14 protein-coding genes are annotated in these 14,341 nt (G+C 45.1%); 1 reads left to right on the forward strand and 13 read right to left on the reverse strand.

Annotated elements, in window-relative coordinates; all coding sequences use genetic code 11:
- Positions 1-30: 30 nt before the first annotated feature.
- The 13 genes from lpxA to rpsB form a co-directional block, all read right to left on the reverse strand.
- Positions 31-819 carry an acyl-ACP--UDP-N-acetylglucosamine O-acyltransferase gene (lpxA, locus tag AK966_RS02380; protein ID WP_099079716.1) on the reverse strand — a complete coding sequence of 263 codons (789 nt, stop codon included), beginning with the start codon at positions 817-819 and terminating at the stop codon, positions 31-33.
- A gap of 1 nt (position 820) precedes the next feature.
- Complete coding sequence (fabZ, locus tag AK966_RS02385) at positions 821-1,273, reverse strand: 3-hydroxyacyl-ACP dehydratase FabZ (protein ID WP_009707417.1); 453 nt, start codon at positions 1,271-1,273, stop codon at positions 821-823.
- A 173-nt stretch (positions 1,274-1,446) separates the two neighbouring features.
- A complete protein-coding gene (lpxD, locus tag AK966_RS02390; protein ID WP_119463464.1) occupies positions 1,447-2,478 on the reverse strand; it encodes a UDP-3-O-(3-hydroxymyristoyl)glucosamine N-acyltransferase in 1,032 nt (343 codons plus the stop codon).
- A gap of 6 nt (positions 2,479-2,484) precedes the next feature.
- Entirely contained in the window at positions 2,485-2,994 is a 510-nt protein-coding gene (locus AK966_RS02395) for an OmpH family outer membrane protein (RefSeq protein WP_172438131.1), read from the reverse strand.
- Between the two features lie 13 nt (positions 2,995-3,007).
- The gene (bamA, locus tag AK966_RS02400) at positions 3,008-5,422 is read right to left on the reverse strand and encodes an outer membrane protein assembly factor BamA (protein WP_099079714.1); all 2,415 of its coding nucleotides are present in this window, start codon (positions 5,420-5,422) and stop codon (positions 3,008-3,010) included.
- Positions 5,423-5,465: 43 nt separating this feature from the next.
- Positions 5,466-6,824, reverse strand: a complete 1,359-nt coding sequence (gene rseP / locus AK966_RS02405) for a sigma E protease regulator RseP (protein WP_099079713.1) — start codon at positions 6,822-6,824, stop codon at positions 5,466-5,468.
- The gene (ispC, locus tag AK966_RS02410; protein ID WP_119463465.1) at positions 6,824-8,029 is read right to left on the reverse strand and encodes a 1-deoxy-D-xylulose-5-phosphate reductoisomerase; all 1,206 of its coding nucleotides are present in this window, start codon (positions 8,027-8,029) and stop codon (positions 6,824-6,826) included. The genes rseP and ispC overlap by 1 nt, the downstream gene beginning before the upstream one ends.
- 54 nt (positions 8,030-8,083) lie before the next feature.
- On the reverse strand, positions 8,084-8,926 hold the full coding sequence (locus AK966_RS02415) for a phosphatidate cytidylyltransferase (RefSeq protein ID WP_099079711.1): 843 nt from the start codon (positions 8,924-8,926) through the stop codon (positions 8,084-8,086).
- Positions 8,927-8,938: 12 nt separating this feature from the next.
- Positions 8,939-9,694: an isoprenyl transferase gene (locus tag AK966_RS02420; RefSeq protein WP_099079710.1), complete on the reverse strand. Its 756-nt coding sequence runs from the start codon at positions 9,692-9,694 to the stop codon at positions 8,939-8,941.
- Between the two features lie 96 nt (positions 9,695-9,790).
- Entirely contained in the window at positions 9,791-10,348 is a 558-nt protein-coding gene (gene frr / locus AK966_RS02425; RefSeq protein ID WP_099079709.1) for a ribosome recycling factor, read from the reverse strand.
- A gap of 97 nt (positions 10,349-10,445) precedes the next feature.
- Positions 10,446-11,177 carry a UMP kinase gene (gene pyrH / locus AK966_RS02430; RefSeq protein WP_099079708.1) on the reverse strand — a complete coding sequence of 244 codons (732 nt, stop codon included), beginning with the start codon at positions 11,175-11,177 and terminating at the stop codon, positions 10,446-10,448.
- Between the two features lie 149 nt (positions 11,178-11,326).
- Complete coding sequence (gene tsf, locus AK966_RS02435) at positions 11,327-12,172, reverse strand: translation elongation factor Ts (RefSeq protein WP_099079707.1); 846 nt, start codon at positions 12,170-12,172, stop codon at positions 11,327-11,329.
- Positions 12,173-12,303: 131 nt separating this feature from the next.
- Complete coding sequence (gene rpsB, locus AK966_RS02440; RefSeq protein ID WP_099079706.1) at positions 12,304-13,032, reverse strand: 30S ribosomal protein S2; 729 nt, start codon at positions 13,030-13,032, stop codon at positions 12,304-12,306.
- A 390-nt stretch (positions 13,033-13,422) separates the two neighbouring features.
- Here rpsB and map point away from each other — a divergent pair, with 390 nt between their 5' ends.
- Positions 13,423-14,301 carry a type I methionyl aminopeptidase gene (gene map, locus AK966_RS02445; RefSeq protein WP_099079705.1) on the forward strand — a complete coding sequence of 293 codons (879 nt, stop codon included), beginning with the start codon at positions 13,423-13,425 and terminating at the stop codon, positions 14,299-14,301.
- Positions 14,302-14,341 lie beyond the last annotated feature (40 nt).

Raw genomic sequence — 14,341 nt, forward strand, 5'->3', positions numbered from 1 at the left:
TCTTTTATAAATAACTCATTCACTCGTCAATTAACGAATGATGCCACGTTCCGTCGCTTCCAGAATATCACTGAAACGTTTCACAGCTGGCCACTCTTGCGCCATTTCAGCCAAGATAGGTTTCACTTCTTCTAGAGTCTTACCTGAACGGTAGATTTCTTTGTACGCTTTTTGTAATGCGCGAATTTCTGGTTTTTCAAAACCATTGCGCTTTAAGCCAACCAAGTTCAAACCAAATGGTGTCGCGTGGTTACCTTGTGCAAGTACATAAGCAGGAACGTCCTGAACAACCGCAGAACAACCGCCAACATAGGCGTAAGCACCAACGGTACAGAATGGGTGAATCGCAGAAAGCGCCATCACGCCTGCATGGTCTTCGACCGTTACGTGGCCACCAAGAATCGAATTGTTGCCAATATGAGTGTGGTTTCCAACGATAACATCGTGTGCGATGTGTGCGTTTACACACAGAAGGTTGTCGTCGCCAATCACTGTGGTTGCTTTGTCTTGAACCGTCCCACGGTGAACCTGAACCGCTTCGCGAATCACGTTACGATCACCGATAACCACCGTTGTCTCTTCGCCACCATACTTTTTATCTTGGTTTTCTTCACCAATCACAGCGTGTGGAAAAATGCGGTTGTCTTTACCAATTTTGGTATGACCTTTGATCACGACATGCGACATCACTTCCGTGCCTTCACCGATCTCTACCGTTGAGGTGATATAAGTGAATGGACCAACGGTCACGTTAGCGCCAATTTTCGCGCCTTCTTCTACCACCGCCGCTGGGTGGATTTTAGCGGTTTCATGAATCATATTAAAACTCTCGACGAGCACATTTTAGCTCAGCTGAACATACTACTTCACCGTCAACTTTCGCTACACCTTTGAATGCAGCAATGCCGCGACGTTCTTTCAAAAATTCCACTTCAATAATCATTTGGTCACCTGGTACTACAGGTTTACGGAACTTAGCTCCATCAACGCTTGCGAAGTAGTACAGTTCGTTTTCTGTTGGCGCACCAAACGATTTAAAAGCAAGTAGGCCTGTAGCCTGTGCCATCGCTTCCAGGATCAAAACGCCTGGAAATACTGGCAATTGTGGAAAGTGACCTGTGAACTGAGGTTCGTTAACCGACACATTTTTGATAGCGTGAAGATACTTCTCTTCTTGGAAATCAATCACTCGGTCGATCAATAAGAATGGGTAGCGATGAGGAAGTAGCTCTTGAATTTCAGAGATGTTCATCGTTTTCTTTTCAGTAGTCAAAGTCGTATTCCTATATCAATTCTCAACAACCAAGTTGGCAAGGCAGCGGCAAAAGGCCGCATTTTAAATAATGCCCGCGAAGTGTATACCAGCTCGGTGATAAATCTACTTATAGCGCGTTATTATATAAGAAAAAGACTCGCATTTCGCGAGTCTTTGTTCAGAATATGGAACTAAGATTCTTCTTTCGGTTCCAGCCGTTTTTCAACCGCTTTCAGGCGTTTGTTCATCTCATCGATGCGATGAACTCGAGTTACGGTTTTACGCCACTCTCGATTCGTCTGCAGGGGAATTCCCGATGAATATAAACCTTTCTCTTCGATACTGCGCATGACCATGCTCATACCGGTGATAGCAACACCATCTGCGATAGTGATGTGCCCATTAAGAACCGACGCGCCGCCAATCTGGCAGTATTTACCAATTGTCGTACTGCCAGCAACAATAGTACCACCTGGCATCACCGTACCATATCCGATCTGCACGTTATGAGCGATTTGAAGCTGGTTATCAAGAATCACGTTGTCTTCGATGATGGTATCGTCTAACGCACCACGGTCGATGGTGGTACATGCACCAATCTCAACACGGTTCCCAATGCGCACGGAGCCAAGTTGAGGGATCTTAATCCACTCGCCTTTTTCATTTGCGTAGCCGAAACCGTCAGAGCCAATGACTGTACCCGATTGAATCAGACAGTCATCGCCCAGTGATACTTCATGATAGATCGTAACATTAGCCCAAAGCTTGGTGTTATTACCTAACTTTGCATTTTTACCAATAAAGCAACCTGCGCCAACGATCACGTTGTCACCAAGCTCTACACCCGTCTCAATCACTGCATTTGCACCGACTGCTACGTTTGCCCCCATCTTAACGTCAGCTGCGATAACCGCACTTGGTGCAATATTTTCAGCTGGTTTTGGGGTCGTATCTAGCGCTTGAACCACACGAGCAAACGCAACGTAAGGATCTGCCACCACGAGCGCATGACCAGTGCATTGGTCTTTATGCTCGGGCTTAACCATAACTACAGTCGCTTGACACTCAGAAAGGTGCTTTGCGTATTTTGGGTTAGACAAGAAGGTCACATCACCCTCTTGTGCTTTATCCATTGGAGCTACGCGGCTAACAACGAGTGACTCGTCACCAAATAGCTCACCCCCGGTAATTGTTGCCAACTCGGCTAATGTCAATGTCTTCATAACTTCTTATTTTAGAGCTTTAATTACGTCTTCAGAGATGTTGTACTCTGGCTTACCGTATTGAAGTGAAGAGATGTCGATAACTAGGTCGTAACCTTTTTTATCTGCCACTTTTTTCACTGCATCTTGAATCGTTTTGAATAGCTTCGCTTTTTCTTCCGCTTCGCGGCGAGCACTTGCTTTCTCTAGTGCTTGTGCTTTCACTTTGTATTCACTGTCTAGCTTGCCGATGTCAATACGTAGTTTCTCCACTTCGTCTTGACCTAGTAGCTCGCCATCACGCTGTAGCTTCTCGATTTTCGTTTTCGCTTGAGCTTGAATCGATTTCAGCTCATCTGCTTTGCTTTTGAAGTCTTTCTGCATTTTCTGTAGAACGACTTCACGCTGAGGAAGCGCTTGGAATACCTGAGCTGTGTTAACGTACGCGATTTTTTGAGCCGCTTCTGCCGCATTGGCGAACATTGAAGAACTCAGTACAACAAGGCCAATCCCAGCCGCTTTGATCATTTTATTCAAAATATTTTCCTCTTTAGAAGGTTCTACCGATAGTGAATGTGAAGAACTCTTCATCATCGCCATCAAATTTCTTAATTGGTTTCGCTAGTGAGAATACTAGTGGCCCCATTGGAGACATCCATTGCAACGCAGCACCATACGATGAACGGTAGTTCGTTGGATCTGAGTAATCGTAGTAGTACTTATCGCCATATTCAGCGCCTGAGCTACGGTAGTCAAACTCGGTATCCCAAATACTTGCCATGTCGAAGAAGATACTGGTACGAATTTGGTTACGGACTTCATCCGACGCAAATGGAGTCGGTACAATCAGCTCAAGACTTGCCAGTGCAACTGCGTTACCACCAACCGAATCATTCGTTGCGGTATCTGCACCATTGTTTGAGCCTGAGTAATCACGGTAAACCGCTTTTGGACCCACAGAGTTCGAGCCAAATCCACGTAGTGTTGTAAAACCACCCGCGTAGTAGTTTTCGTAGAATGGGAACAAGTTATCGTTACCATCCGTTTGACCGTAACCATTACCATAACCTAGGCGACCACGGAATAGGAGCGTGAATTCATGCTTCTTCGTTAGTGGAATATATTGACGAACATCGTACTGCATTTTGAAGTACTGTACGTCTGAGCCAGGTACGGTCATCTTGTAGAACGCGCGTTGGTGGTTACCTGCTGTTGGGAAGTAACCGCGGTTTAGATTATTGCGCGTCCAAGACATGTTGAAATCAAAGTCATTAGTATTCAACGCTCCGCTAGAATCAATATTGTCTGCTTGCGCTTGTAGGAACTGTTCTACCTGTAGGTAAGGTGACAAGTTACCAATTCGGTTGTGGGTAAATCCAACGCCGAACTCAAAACGGTTGAGTTCGTCGAATGGGAAGCCCCATGTCAGGCTCGCACCATAGCTTTCATTGGTATAGTCAACGATACCCGCTTCAGAGGCTTCAAACTCATCGTAAAATATTCTACCGCCTAAGCTAACACCATCAAGGTTCCAGTAAGGGTCACGGTAATCCAAACTTACGTTTTTCTGGTAGTCATTCATCATCGCGTTAATACCTACGCGATTACCACTACCTAGGAAGTTATCCTGTTGTAAACCAACTTGGAAGCTAATACCTGATTCTGTTCCGTAGCCAACACCAAAGTTAACGCTACCGGAGTTGGCCTCCTTCACAGTGTAGACAAGGTCAACTTGATCGTCACTACCAGGTACACGTACAGTTTGGACTTCAACATTCTCAAAATAGCCAAGACGGTTTAAGCGCGTTTTACCCGTTTCGATGGATTTCGAGTTCAACCAACTGCCTTCCATCTGACGCATTTCACGGCGCAAGACTTCATCTTTAGTCGAGTTGTTACCCGTAAAGCGGATATCACGGACATAGATACGGCTGCCAGGGTCTACGCTAACAACAAGAGAAACTTGTTTATTCTCGTCGTCAAACTCAGGTATGGTATTTACTTGTGGATAAGCGTAACCCGATTCACCAAGCACACGCTTGATGCCTTCTTCCATCGACGTCACGCGAGAGCCGTTATAGGTCTCATTGTCTTCAAATGGAATGAGTTTTTCGAATGTTGCTTCTTCACCAATCAAGTTACCGCGGAATTTCACATCCTTAACGGTATACACATCCCCCTCTTCCAAGCCAAGCGTAATGTATACGCCTTTTTTGTCAGGAGAAATCGCCACTTGTGTCGAATCAACGTTAAATTTAAGATAACCACGGTCAAGGTAGTAAGACTTCAGTGCTTCAATATCACCCGCAAGAACTTGCTTTTGGTATTTTTCGTCCGCTAGGAAGTTCCACCATGGAACATCGACGTTTAGGTTGAAGCGAGAAAGAAGGTCTTCGTCAGAAAAGACTTCATTACCGATAAAGTTGATCTGCTGAATCTTTGCCGATACCCCTTCGGTGAAGACAAACTTTAGATCAGAACGGTTACGAGGCAATGGAGTAACAACGGCTTTTACTGTCGCGTTGTATTTACCAACACTGTAGTAAAAATCTTCCAAGCCTTTTTCAATATTACTTAGTGTAGTGCGGTCAAGCGCTTCACCTTCGCGAACACCAGAAGCATTCAGGTTTTCTTGTAGCTGTTCATCCTTGATTGCTTTGTTACCCGAGAACGAGATGCCAGCAATAGTTGGACGTTCTTTAACTTGAACAACCAGAACACCGCCGTCACGCAGTACTTTTACGTCTTCGAAGTTACCTGATGCGTATAATGCACGAATGATCTCTGCAACATCACCTTGATCAACCGTATCACCAACGCGTACGGGCATTTTCAGCAGCGCCGCACCTAGTGCAACACGCTGCAATCCATCGATTTCAATATCTTGAACTACAAAGTTCTCTGCTCCATTTGCAGATACACTGGTCGCCAGTAAACTTGCAAATAGAATTCGCTTAATCGCCATACTTGTTCTAATTATTCCTTGCTACTGCTTTGTCTCTGAACCATCACAGACGAGTAAAATCATTAAATAGCGCTAACGCCATGAGCGAGAAGATAATCGCCCCTCCAATTCGATAGCCCATTTCCTGTACTTTTTCCGGTACTGGACGTCGGATGATCGCTTCGATTGCGAAAAACAGCAGATGCCCACCATCCAACATTGGTAAAGGAACGAGGTTAATAATACCTAGGTTAACACTAATTAACGCCAGAAAACCTAAAAAGTAGACCAGGCCGTAGTCCGCTGTCGCCCCTGCACCTTTTGCAATTGAAATTGGTCCACTCAGATTGTTTAGACCAACATCTCCGACAATCAGCTTCTTAAGCATACTGATGGTCAACCCAATTACTTGCCCCGTTTTATCAATCGCCTTGCCTACAGAATCGAATACACCAAACTGTAATTCGAAGCGATAACTTTCTGGCCATTCTGCGACTTCAGGTGCAATACCTGCAAAGCCGACCACTTGTTTGTTAGCTAGCTCACGGCTACTCGGAGTCAATGTTAATGATTGCTCATCACCTTGACGCAACACCGTCATTTCTATTGGCGTTTCTGGGTTAGAACGAATGGCTTCAACCACTTCATTCCAATTAGATATATTTTTACCGCCCATGGCGACAATTTTATCACCCGCACGTAAACCCGCTTTTTCACCAGCAGAGCCTTCACCAACTTGCGCTAACTCCGTATAAATTTCTGGAGTAAATGGCGTAAAGCCTAATGAATGCATCGCAGATTGGGTTTCTGGATCAAAATGCCAATTACGGATATCAAGCGTTTTTGTCACTTCAGAGCCGACTTCATTCGCTGAAGTAAGCGTCACTGTCATTGAATCGTCGCCAATATGAGAGATTAATCCCATGTTGACTGACTCCCAATCCGGAGTTTTGATACCTGAGATAGACTTTAGTTCCATCCCTGATTCAATTCCTGCTTGAGCAATGATTGAATTGGGCGTCACTTCACCAATTACCGGTTTGACTGCTGGTACACCAATAAGGAAAACCAGCCAGTAGGCAAAGATAGCAAATAGAAAGTTAAAGATAGGGCCAGCGGCAACAATGGAAGTGCGTTTCCATAGCGGCTTTTGATCAAATGCCACGTGCTTTTCATTTTCAGGCACCTCGTCGACTCGGCTATCCACCATCTTGACGTAGCCACCTAGAGGGATCATCGAAATGCTGTATTCGGTGCCGTCCTTACCTACCTTGCTCCAGATAGACTGACCAAAGCCGATCGAAAACTTTTCAACTTTGACGCCACAACGGCGAGCAACCCAAAAGTGGCCAAATTCGTGCACGGCCACCAAGATGCCCAATGCTACGATAAAAGAAACCAGATTCCACAAGATACCAGTCATTAGCTACGCTCGCGTAAAAATTCTAAGGCGATAGTTCGTGCTATTCTATCTAGCTCTAGCAGGCTTTCCAAGCTATTCACCGTTTCCGCGCGATGGCTTGCTGCGATTTTATTCACAACGAAGTCATTAATACGAGCAATATCAGTGAATCCTACTCGGTTATTCAAAAAGGCATCTACCGCGATTTCATTTGCAGCGTTGAGTGCTGTCGTTAAATGCTGTCCTTCATAACACGCATCAATTGCCAGCTTCAAACATGGATAGCGAGCGAAATCCGGTTGCAAAAACGTTAGCTCACCTACTTGGGTAAAGTCGAGTGGCTTAACACCAGCATCGACACGTGAAGGGTAAGACATCGTAAGAGCAATCGGTGTTGCCATGTCAGGCTCACCCATCTGTGCCAATACTGAACCATCACGGTATTGCACCATCGAATGGATAACAGATTGTGGGTGAATGATCACCTTTAGTTGCTCGCGAGCCGCATTGAATAGCCATTTAGCTTCAATGTACTCAAGGCCTTTATTCATCATGGTCGCGGAATCAACCGAAATTTTCGGCCCCATTGACCAATTTGGATGGGCGATCGCTTGTGCTGGTGTCACTGTGTCTAATTCTGCGATGTCGGTATAACGGAACGGACCGCCCGAACCAGTAAGCAGAATAGAAGAAACACCATGCTCTTCAAGGTTGCAACGACCTAAGTTGGTCTGAACTTGCTGTGGAAGACACTGGAAGATAGCGTTGTGCTCACTGTCGACAGGAAGCAATTCTGCGCCATGTTCTGCAACGGCATCGATAAACAGTTGCCCTGACATCACCAATGCTTCTTTGTTTGCTAGCAGAACTCGTTTACCTGCCTTAACTGCGGCCATGGTTGGCAACAAGCCCGCGGCCCCTACAATCGCCGCCATCACGCTGTCTACTTCTTCTAAAGAAGCAATATGGCAAAGTGCATCAACGCCACCCAACACTTCAGTGTTAGGTGAGATTGAAACTAGCTCAGATTGCACAGCTAAGGCCGCGACCTTATCTGCCATAACGGCATATTTAGGTTGCCATTTATGGCAAAGTGCGACCATCTTTTCAACGTTCGTGCTTGCCGCCAAGGCGACCACAGAAAACAGCTCAGGGTTTTGTTCAACCACTTTTAATGTGCTTGCACCAATTGAGCCTGTTGCACCAAGAATCGTTAACTTTTGCATGATGTAAGACCGTTTGAAAATCTCAGGAGCGACAACAATGGCGCTCCCGATAAATTAGAATACGTAGTAAAGAAGGGCAAATACTGGAAATGCGGCGGTAAGACTATCGATACGATCAAGAATGCCACCATGCCCTGGAATGATGTTACTGCTGTCTTTGATACCAGAGACACGCTTGAACATGCTTTCTACTAAGTCACCAAGTACAGAAATCACCACGGTAACGAGTGTGATGAGCACCATATGAATTGGGCTAGTAAACTGAATCTCAAACCAACCAGTAAACAACCAACCAACAATCAGTGCCGCGATGATGCCACCAATTAGGCCTTCTATGGTCTTATTTGGGCTAACATTCGGTGCCATTTTTCGTTTGCCCATACTTTTTCCAGCAAAGTAAGCGCCGCTATCTGCTGCCCATACTAAGAAGCACACAAAGAGCACAAGTTTTGCACCGTGATAAGGATCGACTGAAATATCCGATGCCCTAAGAATGATCACACTCCAAAGGAAAGGAATTAACGTCAGAAAACCAAACACATGACGAAGCAATTTGCTGTTTTGCCAAAATTTCGTCGTTTTAGGGTAAGTAATCGCCATTGCGCTAGCGACAATCCACCAAAGGAAACCAAGTACTAAAATGGTGTAGTGCGGAGTCGCAAGGAAGTTAAGACTGGTCGCATCTGGCGAAATAAATAGAAAGCTAAGTCCTGTAGCCATAACTGCTGGAATAAATGCAGCCATACGTGATGTGCTTTCCGTGAATTTCGTCCACTCCCAAAAACCTAACAGGGTTATCGCCGTCAATGCGAGGATAAAGCCCATCAGCGGTAATTTAAAAATACCTAAAATAACCAGGGGAGCTAAAATTAGTGCTGTTATTATTCTCTGTTTCAAACTAACTAGTCCTTATTGAGCAGCCATTAATGCCTTAATTTGCTCGCCAGTGCAGCCAAAACGGCGCTCTCGGTTAATAAACCAAGTCACGGCGTTAACCAAACTGTCTTCATCAAAATCAGGCCAGTACTCTTCAGTAAAGTACATTTCAGCATAAGCCATTTGCCACAGCATAAAGTTACTGATCCGGCATTCACCACTGGTACGAATCAAAAGATCGACCTCAGGTAAATCAGCCATGGTCAGATGCTGGGTAATTAGCTGCTCATTGATATCCTCTATACGGATCTCACCGTTACGCGCTTTCAGTGCCAACGATTTTGCCGCCTCTGTGATGTCCCATTTGCCGCCATAGTTAGCCGCAATGTTGATCACCATTCCTGTATTGTTCGCTGTTAATGTTTCTGCTTCTGCAATTTTACCTTGTAAGCGCTCACTAAAACGACTGGTATCACCAATAACACGTAGGCGTAAGTTATTTTTGTGTAGCTTTTTCACTTCGCTCGATAGAACAGAAATGAACAGCTCCATTAAAAGGCCGACTTCTTCTTCTGGACGACGCCAATTTTCGCTACTGAAAGCAAACAAAGTCACGGCTTGAATACCAAGTTTAGAAGCCGCAGCAACGGTCTTACGAACGGCATTCACACCTTTTTTATGGCCGAATACGCGAGGTTTTCCTTTGGACTTAGCCCAGCGACCATTACCGTCCATAATGATGGCGATATGTTTAGGAAGGGAGTCAGAGAAGGCTTGAGAATTTTGCATAGGGTGTTAAGTGAGTTCCATCAGTTGGATAGACTAACATAAAAAAACGCTGAGCTGTGAGCACAGCGTTTTCCAACAGTGATGTGGATGGGATAATTAAACTTCCATCAACTCTTTTTCTTTCGCAGCAAGAACGTCATCGACTTTCTTCACTGCAACGTCTGTCAGTTTTTGAATTTCTTCTTGTGCTTTACGATCTTCATCTTCAGAAATTTCTTTATCTTTGAGAAGACCTTTAAGATCACTGTTTGCGTCACGACGGATGTTACGTACCGCAACACGAGCACCTTCTGCTTCACCACGAACGATTTTAACAAGGTCTTTACGACGCTCTTCAGTTAGCGGAGGTAGTGGAACGCGGATGATCGTGCCAGCAGACATTGGGTTTAGACCAAGGTCAGACATCATGATCGCTTTTTCTACTTTTTGAGTTAACTCTTTGTCGAAAACTGTGATTGCTAGAGTACGTGCATCTTCGGCAACAACGTTTGCTACCTGGTTAAGAGGTGTTGCTGCTCCGTAGTATTCTACTGAGATACCAGACAGTAAGCTTGGGTGCGCACGACCTGTACGAACTTTAGAAAGGTTGTTTTTCAGCGCTTCTACGCTTTTATCCATGCGCTCTTGAGCGTCTTTTTTAATTTCGTTAATCACAATTTCACCTTAAAAAATGTCATCTTTCCTGAAGAAAGCTTAAAAGGATTGAGTAAAGCGAAACGCCATTCAAAAAGCATTGAATGGCGTCTTGGAATTAAGCGTTATCGCTGATTAGCGTGCCTTCCGTTTCGCCCATCACCACGCGGCGTAGTGCGCCTGGCTTGTTCATGTTAAATACGCGAATTGGCATTTTGTGGTCACGCGCCAATGTAAACGCTGCCAAATCCATCACTTTCAGCTCTTTATCCAGAACTTCTGCGTAAGTTAGCTTATCATACAGCTCTGCGTCTGGGTTTGCTACTGGGTCAGCCGTAAATACACCATCAACTTTCGTTGCTTTCAGAACTAAATCAGCTTCAATTTCGATACCGCGTAGACATGCAGCAGAATCCGTTGTAAAGAATGGGTTGCCAGTACCTGCAGAGAAGATCACCACGCGACCTTGGCGCAGTTCACGGATCGCATCTGCCCAATTATAGTCGTCACATACGCCGTTAAGAGGAATTGCAGACATTACACGTGCGTTTACGTATGCACGGTGAAGCGCGTCACGCATTGCTAGGCCATTCATTACCGTTGCAAGCATCCCCATGTGATCGCCCACTACTCGGTTCATGCCCGCTTCCGCTAGGCCAGCTCCGCGGAACAAGTTACCACCACCGATAACGACACCCACTTGAACACCCAGTTCAACCAGCTCTTTTACTTCTTGCGCCATACGTTCAAGAACAGCAGGGTCAATACCAAAACCTTCTTCGCCTTGAAGAGCTTCACCACTTAGTTTTAATAGAATACGTTGATACGCTGGTTTAGGGTTCGTAGTCATGGAGTTTACCTTCCAAAAGAGAGTTGTTGATTAACAGTCATGGATAAAGGCTTTACGTAAAACCTACATCAATCACGGCAAATCGTTCTCTGCTCATAAAAAGACCGCAGCCTAGGCCACGGTCTAATATTTACACAGTTCGCTAAGGATTAACCTTTTTGCGCTAGTGCTACTTCTTCAGCGAAGCTTAGGCCTTCTGCTTTCTCGATACCTTCACCAACTTCTAGGCGAACGAATGTTGAAACTGAAGCACCTTTTTCTTTCAGCATTTCGCCTACAGATTTCTTAGGTTCCATGATGAAAGCTTGACCAGTTAGAGAAACTTCGCCAGTGAATTTCTTCATGCGGCCTTCAACCATTTTCTCTGCGATCTCTTTTGGCTTGCCTTCGTTCATAGCGATTTCTACTTGAACTTCACGCTCTTTCGCCACTACGTCTGCAGGTACGTCTTCTGGGTTTACGTACTCAGGACGAGATGCAGCAACGTGCATTGCTACGTGCTTAAGCGTTTCAGCGTCGCCTTCACCAGCAACAACTACACCGATTTTCTCGCCGTGACGGTAAGAAGCGATAGATGCACCTTCAACGTACTGTACGCGACGGATAGTGATGTTCTCACCGATCTTAGCTACTAGAGTAACGCGAGCTTCTTCGAATTGAGCTTGTAGTTCTTCAACAGAAGCTTTAGAAGCTAGAGCTGCAGCTGCAACTTCTTCTGCGAATGCAGTGAAGTTACCGTCTTTAGCAACGAAGTCAGTTTGGCAGTTAACTTCAAGAAGAACAGCAACACCGTTTTCTTCTTTGATGATGATTGCGCCTTCAGCAGCAACGTTACCAGCTTTCTTAGCTGCTTTCGCTGCGCCTGATTTACGCATGTTTTCAATTGCTAGTTCGATGTCAGCGTTTGCTTCTACAAGCGCTTTTTTACATTCCATCATGCCAGCGCCAGTGCGCTCGCGAAGTTCTTTAACTAGAGCAGCAGTTACAGTTGCCATTCTCTATTCCTCGTTTGATTCGAAATAAGGTAAAAAACAGGGGCCTACATTATCGGCCCCTGATGCTAACTATAACTCAATCTATACGACAAAAAGGTTGTGCATAGACTAAGTGTGACACAGAGCCGTTATTATTCAGCTTCTACGAAACCGTCTTTTTCAGCAACTGCTGCAACGTCTTTGTTGCGACCTTCAGTCACTGCAGAAGCTGCAGCGTTTAGGTATAGTTGTACTGCGCGGATCGCGTCGTCGTTACCTGGGATGATGTAGTCAACGCCGTCTGGGTTAGAGTTAGTATCTACCACAGCGTATACTGGAATACCTAGGTTGTTAGCTTCTTTAATTGCAATGTGCTCGTGATCAGCGTCGATTACGAATAGAGCGTCTGGTAGGCCGCCCATATCTTTGATACCACCAAGAGATTTCTCTAGCTTCTCCATTTCACGAGTACGCATTAGAGCTTCTTTCTTAGTTAGTTTGTCGAAAGTACCGTCTTGAGACTGTGCTTCGAATTCTTTTAGACGCTTGATAGATTGACGAACTGTTTTGTAGTTCGTTAGCATGCCGCCCAACCAACGGTTGTTTACGTAGTATTGGTTGCTTGCGATAGCAGCTTCTTTAACAGCTTCAGATGCAGCACGCTTAGTACCTACGAATAGAACTTTACCTTTCTTCTCGCCAACTTTAGCTAGTTCAGCTAGAGCTTCGTTGAACATTGGTACAGTTTTTTCTAGGTTGATGATGTGAACGCGGTTACGAGCACCAAAGATGAATGGCTTCATTTTTGGGTTCCAGTAACGAGTTTGGTGACCGAAGTGAACACCAGCTTTCAGCATATCGCGCATTGATACAGTTGCCATTTTAAAATCCTCTATGGGGTTAGGCCTCCACATCCCCCATAATTCCGACCAAGCTTCTGCTCAGCACCCCGGAATACGTGACGGAATGTGTGTGATTTAAAGATATAAAGTTTTTGGAAGAAGCTTGCTTCGCCACTCGTCTTACGAAAAGTGAAGAGAACAGTCCCCGATTCCGGCGCGCTTTATACCATATTTTAGCCCATCATGGCTAGAAAAAATTGTTTCTAACCCGTGATACTTCTAATAGGCGATTTGGGAATTCGCGGAATTATTCAAGCTATTCAAGTAAGAATGACTCATATTCTTAACTGGCTTGGGTTCATAGCAAGTTGTCTGATAGAATGTGTCCATTCGCACGTTTACGTGCTTACGAATAAGTAGAGAAAACTAATGTCAATCAAGATTAAAACTGCTGAAGAAATCGAACGCATGCGCATTGCGGGCAAGCTAGCCGCAGAAGTTCTAGAAATGATCGAGCCACATATTAAGGCTGGTACTACAACGGAAGAACTAAACCAAATCTGTCACGATTACGCACTTGAAAGAGGCGCCTACTCTGCACCACTTGATTACCATGGTTTCCCTAAATCAATTTGTACGTCTATCAACCACATTGTTTGTCACGGCATCCCATCGACTGAAGACGAGAAAGGTGCAAACGGCCAAATCAAACCAGCCGTATTAAAAGATGGCGACATCATCAACGTAGATATAACCGTGATCATCCCGAACGATGAAAACGCAGACTTAAGTGTACGCCCACAGGGCTACCATGGTGATACGTCTAAGATGTTCCTCGTCGGTGACGTAACACCTGCAAACAAACGCCTATGTATGGTCGCTCAAGAAGCGCTTTACATCGGTATGCGTCAAGTTAAGCCTGGAGCAACGGTTGGTGATATCGGTACTGCTATCGAGAAATACATCAAAGACAACAATAAGAATAACCCACGCAACAAGTTCTCTATTGTTAAAGATTTCTGCGGTCATGGCATCGGTGATGAGTTCCATGAAGAACCACAAGTAGTACACTACAAGAACAAAGATCGCCGCGTGCTAAGAGAAGGCATGTGTTTCACCATTGAGCCAATGATCAATGCAGGTAAGTACGGTTGTACCGTTGACGCACAAGATGACTGGACAGTGTACACGGGTGACGGCAAAAATTCAGCGCAATGGGAACACACGATTGTCGTAACCAATGATGGCTGTGAAGTGTTAACACTTCGTAACGACGATACGATTCCTCGTCTAATGAAAAATGCGTAACACCAAATAACTTTCCATATCCCTGCTCTTGCGGGGATAT

The sequence above is a fragment of the Vibrio sp. PID23_8 genome (assembly GCF_003584965.1).
In the GTDB taxonomy this organism is placed as follows: domain Bacteria; phylum Pseudomonadota; class Gammaproteobacteria; order Enterobacterales; family Vibrionaceae; genus Vibrio.

Excerpts from the sequence above, each read along its gene's own strand:
- lpxA (WP_099079716.1), bottom strand. The coding sequence starts at position 819 with ATGATTCATGAAACCGCTAAAATCCACCCAGCGGCGGTGGTAGAAGAA.
- lpxD (WP_119463464.1), bottom strand. The coding sequence starts at position 2,478 with ATGAAGACATTGACATTAGCCGAGTTGGCAACAATTACCGGGGGTGAG.
- bamA (WP_099079714.1), bottom strand. The coding sequence starts at position 5,422 with ATGGCGATTAAGCGAATTCTATTTGCAAGTTTACTGGCGACCAGTGTA.
- rseP (WP_099079713.1), bottom strand. The coding sequence starts at position 6,824 with ATGACTGGTATCTTGTGGAATCTGGTTTCTTTTATCGTAGCATTGGGC.
- ispC (WP_119463465.1), bottom strand. The coding sequence starts at position 8,029 with ATGCAAAAGTTAACGATTCTTGGTGCAACAGGCTCAATTGGTGCAAGC.
- AK966_RS02420 (WP_099079710.1), bottom strand. The coding sequence starts at position 9,694 with ATGCAAAATTCTCAAGCCTTCTCTGACTCCCTTCCTAAACATATCGCC.
- pyrH (WP_099079708.1), bottom strand. The coding sequence starts at position 11,177 with ATGACTACGAACCCTAAACCAGCGTATCAACGTATTCTATTAAAACTA.
- tsf (WP_099079707.1), bottom strand. The coding sequence starts at position 12,172 with ATGGCAACTGTAACTGCTGCTCTAGTTAAAGAACTTCGCGAGCGCACT.
- rpsB (WP_099079706.1), bottom strand. The coding sequence starts at position 13,032 with ATGGCAACTGTATCAATGCGCGATATGCTGAAAGCTGGTGTTCACTTC.
- map (WP_099079705.1), top strand. The coding sequence starts at position 13,423 with ATGTCAATCAAGATTAAAACTGCTGAAGAAATCGAACGCATGCGCATT.